Origin of the sequence: Nevskia soli, assembly GCF_903970205.1 — a bacterium.
Taxonomy (GTDB): Bacteria; Acidobacteriota; Terriglobia; order Bryobacterales; family Bryobacteraceae; genus Bog-113.
Genome location: NZ_CAJCHS010000216.1, coordinates 1 through 5200, shown reverse-complemented (window position 1 = coordinate 5200; position 5200 = coordinate 1). Strand labels below are relative to the sequence as shown.

Annotated in this window: 5 protein-coding genes and 1 pseudogene; all 6 read left to right on the top strand. The window is 60.2% G+C overall.

The window, feature by feature from the left end:
- Window positions 1–211 (top strand): annotated as a pseudogene (locus tag H1Y01_RS19505) (transcriptional regulator); the annotation flags it as partial.
- Window positions 198–821, top strand: a complete 624-nt coding sequence (locus H1Y01_RS09815) for a hypothetical protein (RefSeq protein WP_180540339.1) — start codon at window positions 198–200, stop codon at window positions 819–821. The pseudogene H1Y01_RS19505 and the gene H1Y01_RS09815, both read left to right, overlap by 14 nt.
- A gap of 59 nt (window positions 822–880) precedes the next feature.
- A complete protein-coding gene (locus tag H1Y01_RS09810) occupies window positions 881–2257 on the top strand; it encodes a flotillin family protein (protein WP_219341424.1) in 1377 nt (458 codons plus the stop codon).
- A gap of 15 nt (window positions 2258–2272) precedes the next feature.
- Window positions 2273–2980, top strand: a complete 708-nt coding sequence (locus tag H1Y01_RS09805) for a PspA/IM30 family protein (protein WP_180540335.1) — start codon at window positions 2273–2275, stop codon at window positions 2978–2980.
- Between the two features lie 20 nt (window positions 2981–3000).
- On the top strand, window positions 3001–3648 hold the full coding sequence (gene msrA, locus H1Y01_RS09800; protein WP_180540333.1) for a peptide-methionine (S)-S-oxide reductase MsrA: 648 nt from the start codon (window positions 3001–3003) through the stop codon (window positions 3646–3648).
- Window positions 3649–3781: 133 nt separating this feature from the next.
- Entirely contained in the window at window positions 3782–4837 is a 1056-nt protein-coding gene (locus H1Y01_RS09795; protein ID WP_180540330.1) for a hypothetical protein, read from the top strand.
- Window positions 4838–5200: the final 363 nt, after the last annotated feature.

Below are 5200 nucleotides of genomic sequence, written 5' to 3'. Positions count from 1 at the left end.
GCTCGTCGAAGGCGCGGAGCGGTTCCGGCGGGATCCCGCGGTTAGCGGCGCCTTGCTCGCGCTCGCTAAGCATTCCGATTCCCGCCGCTGTCTGCTGTTGCTTGAAGCCATCCTCGAAAATCCGGGGCTGGCCGAGCGGTTGTTACAAGTTCTGAAGCCGGAAGCGGCCTCGGAATCCGAATCAAGGAGGATCGGAAATGGCGTCGCCTGACGTGTTCGTCCTGTGCTTAGCGGTCGGTTTCGTGCTAAGCGTACTCTCCCTGCTGGCCGGTGGACTGCACCTGCCGCACTTACATTTGCACCTGCACCTGAACTCCGGCCACTTAGCTAAAGGCGTCGGCGGACCCCGCGGCGGGTCTATGTTCAACTTATTCACCATCGCCGCGTTTCTTATGTGGTTTGGCGGATCGGGCTACTTACTCGATCGCCTGACTCCATGGGTGTTCCTGGTAGTCGTCGCGGTCGCCGTGCCGCTCGGACTTATCGGCGCGGCCATCGTGTATTGGTTCATGTCGCATGTCCTGCTGGCTAACGATCGCCCGCTCGATCCGCTCGATTACGACATGACCGGCTCCTTCGGCAAGATCGTTTCCCCGCTGCGCCCCGGCGGTACCGGTGAAATGATCTGCGCGCAGCAAGGCCGCAGAATCGGCGTTCCGGTTCGCTCGGAAACCGGCGCCCCGATCGATAGCGGCACGGAAGTCGTAGTCACACGCTACGAAAGCGGCATCGCTTACGTGCGCGGTTGGGATGAGTTCGAGTCACTAAGTAGTGAACAAAAAGAAGGCAGTAGCAGTGAACAGAAAGAGGAACAATTATGATGCTGTTGTTGATTTTGAAAGTCTGTCTCATCATCATCGCCGGAATGTTGCTGATCGGAATGACTCTCGCCCGCATGTTCCGTAAAGCCGGCCCGCACGAAGCCTTGATCGTCTACGGTATGCGCGGCACCCGCGTCATCAAAGGCCGCGGCACGTTCATCATGCCGATGATCGAAACCTCCCGCCAGCTCTCGCTCGAGCTGATGTCCTTCGATGTCGCGCCCAAACAGGATCTCTACACCCGCCAGGGCGTCGCCGTAACCGTCGAAGCCGTCGCCCAGATCAAAGTCAAGTCCGACCCCGAAAGCATCCAGACCGCGGCCGAGCAGTTACTCACCAAGCCCGACACCGAACGCCAGGCCCTGATCCGCCTCGTGATGGAAGGCCATCTCCGCGGCATCATCGGCCAGCTTACGGTCGAAGAGTTGGTCAAGCAGCCCGAAATGGTAGGCGACCGCATGCGCTCCACCTGCGCCGCCGACATGAGTAAGATGGGCCTCGAAGTCGTCTCGTTCACCATTAAAGAGGTTCGCGATCAGAACGACTACATCACCAACATGGGCCGCCCGGATATCGCCCGCATCCGCCGCGATGCCGAAATCGCCGCCGCCGAAGCCGAGCGCGACACCGCCATCAAACGCGCTGAAGCGTTGCGCGCCGCTGCCGTAGCCAAGGCCGGGGCCGATCAGGAGCGTGTGCTCGCCGAAACGGTGTCGCTCACCAAGCAGGCCGAGAGCCAGCGCGATCTCGAAGTCAAGCGCGCCGAGTATCTCGAACTTGTCAATCGCCAGAAAGCCCAGGCCGATAAAGCCTACGAGATTCAGGGCAACATTATGCAGCAGCAGGTCACGCTCGAAGCGGTCAAAATCCGCCAGATCGAGCGCGAGTCGGAGATCAAGGTCCAGGACGCCGAAATTCAGCGCCGTGAGCGCGAGTTGATCGCCACCGTCCTCAAGTCCGCCGAAGTCGAGCGCCGCCGCATCGAAACCATCGCCATGGCTGAGAAGCAGCGCCGCATCACCGAAGCCGAAGGCGCCGCATTCGCCGTGCGCGCTCAGGGTGAAGCCGAAGCCGAAATCACCTTCAAGAGGGGCGAGGCCGAAGCCAAAGCCATGAACGTCAAAGCCGAAGCCTATCAGGAATGGAACCAGGCCGCGGTGGTCGACAAACTGTTAACCAGCATGCCGGAAATCGTGCGCGCGCTTGCCTCGCCCTTGTCGAATGTCGACAAGATCACCATCGTTTCCACGGGCGATGGCAGCTCCGCCGGCATGCACAAGATCACCGGTGATATCACCCAGATGGCCGCCCAGATCCCGGCCTTATTCGAGACTCTCTCCGGCATGCAGATGAGCGAGCTGCTTGGCAAAGTCAAGACGATCGGCAGCCAGAATGGCATTGTCGAACCGCCCAAACCCACCAAGGCGAACGTGTAAAAAGAGGAACTGACGATGGCCCTTCTGGAACGAGTCGCAACCCTGCTCCGCGCGAATCTGAACGACATGATCGATCGCGCGGAGGATCCGCTGAAGATGATGAATCAGGTCATCCTCGACATGGAAAATCAGCTCCTGCAAGTCAAAACGCAGGTCGCGATTGCCGTAGCCGATCATCATCTTCTCGAACGCAAGAAACAGGAAAACCTCGCCCGCGAATCCGATTGGATGCGCAAGGCCGAGATGAGCCTCGAACGAGGCGACGAAGACCTGGCGCGCGCGGCCATCGAGCGCGCGCTCCCCTGCCGCGAGATGGCCGCCAGCTTCAGCGAACAGGTCGAGGATCAGCGAGTTCAGGTCGAGACTCTGAAAGCCACGCTGCAGAAGCTCGACGCCAAACTCGCCGAAGCCCGCACCCAGGCCGAGTTGCTCAAAGCGCAAGCCCGCCGCGCCCGCGCCGCCAATCGCGCCGCCGATGTCCAGATCACCCAACTCAAGGGACTCGGTCGCGCCAAAGAAAAGATCGACCTCGAATTAGCCCTAGGTCAAGCTAAAACCGAGCTACTTATCGGCGACGGTGTCGACGAGAAATTCGCCGCCATGGAGAAACAGGATCGCGTTGAGAAACTCTTAGCGGAGCTGAAGTCGAAGAAGCAAACCGTACAGCCCAAACTCAATGCAGCGCCCGACGTAACTCCTCAACCCGTCCGCACGAATACATAATGTAAGGAAAGAGGACAACAATGTTCAACAAACTTAGTCTCATCGCAGTAGCGGGTCTGCTCGCGGCCGGCGCATGCGGCGCTTCGCAGTTCCCGGACCCCGCCGTCGACGACTCGCTTCAGGCCGCGAAAGGCAAACAGGTGGCCGTCTTAGCCGGAGGTTGCTTCTGGGGTGTCGAAGCCGTGTTCGAGCATCTCAAAGGCGTCGACAACGTCGTTGCCGGATTCGCCGGCGGCGAACGGTCGACCGCGCACTACGAAGAAGTCAGCACCGGCACTACCGGTCACGCCGAATCCGTTCAGATTACCTACGATCCCGCAAAAATTACCTACGGCCAGATCCTCAAGGTCTACTTCTCCGTCGCCCACGACCCCACGGAACTGAATCGCCAGGGACCCGATTCCGGAACGCAATACCGCTCGTCCATCTTCTACGCGAACGACGATCAAAAGCGTATCGCCGAAGCCTACATCCATCAGTTGAACGAGGCGCACGTATTCAGAAGCACCATCGCCACCCAAGTCGTGCCTCTAAAGGGATTTTATGCGGCGGAAGCGTACCATCAGCACTACGCCGATTTGCACCCCGACAACCCTTATATCTCTACCTACGACCTCCCCAAAGTCGCCGATTTGAAGAAGCAATATCCCCAGATGTGCAAAAGATAGGCAAAAAAGACTGGCTCAATTCGGCCAGCCTGCGTCAAAAGCTCCAGTCGGCCACTCGCAGATTCCTGATTAAAAAGGACTTAATCGTGGCAACCGATCTGCAACGGACTACGTTTAGAAGTGTGTGAACGCTATGAAACTGATTTCTAAACCCTCGACTTACCTGTTCATTGCGGCCCTTTCTCTTTCGCCCGTTTGGGGGCAAGGTGCAGATTCATGGAGCCGGTTCGACGATGCTGCGGTCCCTGCCACGGCCCAGCAGGACCCGGCTTATGCGCAGAATACCCCTGCGCCGCCGCCGCCCCCCGCTGACGCTCAGCCGCAGCCCATGCCCATGCAGCAACAGCAACCCCAATACGCGCCGCCGGCGCAGGGCGGTTCTTACGGTCAGAGTGCTTATGACCAGCGTCCGGCTCCGCCGCTACCGGCAACTCTGAACCTCCCCGCTGGCAAATACCTGACCGTTCGTATGAATAGCTTCCTGACCACCGATCGCAACCAGCCGGGCGATGCATTCACCGCCTCGCTCGTCGAACCGCTCGTGATCGATGGTTTCGTTGTCGCCCACCGCGGACAGATCGTGAACGGCCGCGTCGTGGATGTAAAGAAAGCTGGACGCGTTGCCGGTACCTCCAGCATGCGCGTCGAACTAACCGAACTCCTGCTGGCGGACGGTCAACAGCTGCCGATTCACACGCAGCTCGTCTATCGCCAGGGTCCGACATCGGTCGGCCGTGACGCCAGTGCGATCGGCGGCACCACAGCCCTCGGCGCGATCGTGGGCGCAGCCGCGACCGGAACCGGATTCGGCGCCGGCATGGGAGCCATCGGCGGCGCGGTTGTCGGCACGATCGGCGTCCTCGTGACTCGCGGTCGCCCGACGGTGATTCATCCGGAAAGCGTACTGACCTTCCGCATCGAACAACCGCTCGCCATCTCGACGGTCAACTCGGGCGGCGCGTTTGAGCCCGTCACCCGTCAGGACTACAACGCCAACGGCTTCCGTCCCGCCCGTCCGGGCGGACCGGGTTACGGCTACGCACCCGCCCCCTACCCCGCTTATGCCTATCCCGCCTACCCCTATCCGTACGCCTACGGCTACGGTTACGGATGGGGTGGTCCCTTCATCGGCGTCGGCTTCTACGGACGCGGCTACTACGGCCGCGGCTGGGGCGGACGCTGGCGCTAACTAGTAACTCAGCAATTAATCAAACAAACGGGCGGGCGACTAACAAGTCGTCCGCCCGTTTCGCATGTACGCGGCAACCCCCACTCCGAGCTCAGCCCGAAAGGGCGGGTTCTGCGCACCCACCGCCAAACCCGATGGACCCGCAACATCAGTGACGCGCCCGGAATCCCCCTATCTCCCTCAAACCAAAAGCCCGCGACCGCGAATTCCCTCAACGCACCTGCTCCTCAGTCCATAATCAATCGAGGAGTCCATCGGAGCGGACCGGGTTACGGCTACGCACCTAACTAGTAACTCAGCAATAAATCAAACAAACGGGCGGGCGACTAACAAGTCACCGCCCGTTTTGCATGTACGCGGCAA

What these genes read in the sequence shown, in the direction of transcription:
- H1Y01_RS09815 (WP_180540339.1), top strand. Translation starts at nt 198, where the DNA reads ATGGCGTCGCCTGACGTGTTCGTCCTGTGCTTAGCGGTCGGTTTCGTG.
- H1Y01_RS09810 (WP_219341424.1), top strand. Translation starts at nt 881, where the DNA reads ATGACTCTCGCCCGCATGTTCCGTAAAGCCGGCCCGCACGAAGCCTTG.
- H1Y01_RS09805 (WP_180540335.1), top strand. Translation starts at nt 2,273, where the DNA reads ATGGCCCTTCTGGAACGAGTCGCAACCCTGCTCCGCGCGAATCTGAAC.
- msrA (WP_180540333.1), top strand. Translation starts at nt 3,001, where the DNA reads ATGTTCAACAAACTTAGTCTCATCGCAGTAGCGGGTCTGCTCGCGGCC.
- H1Y01_RS09795 (WP_180540330.1), top strand. Translation starts at nt 3,782, where the DNA reads ATGAAACTGATTTCTAAACCCTCGACTTACCTGTTCATTGCGGCCCTT.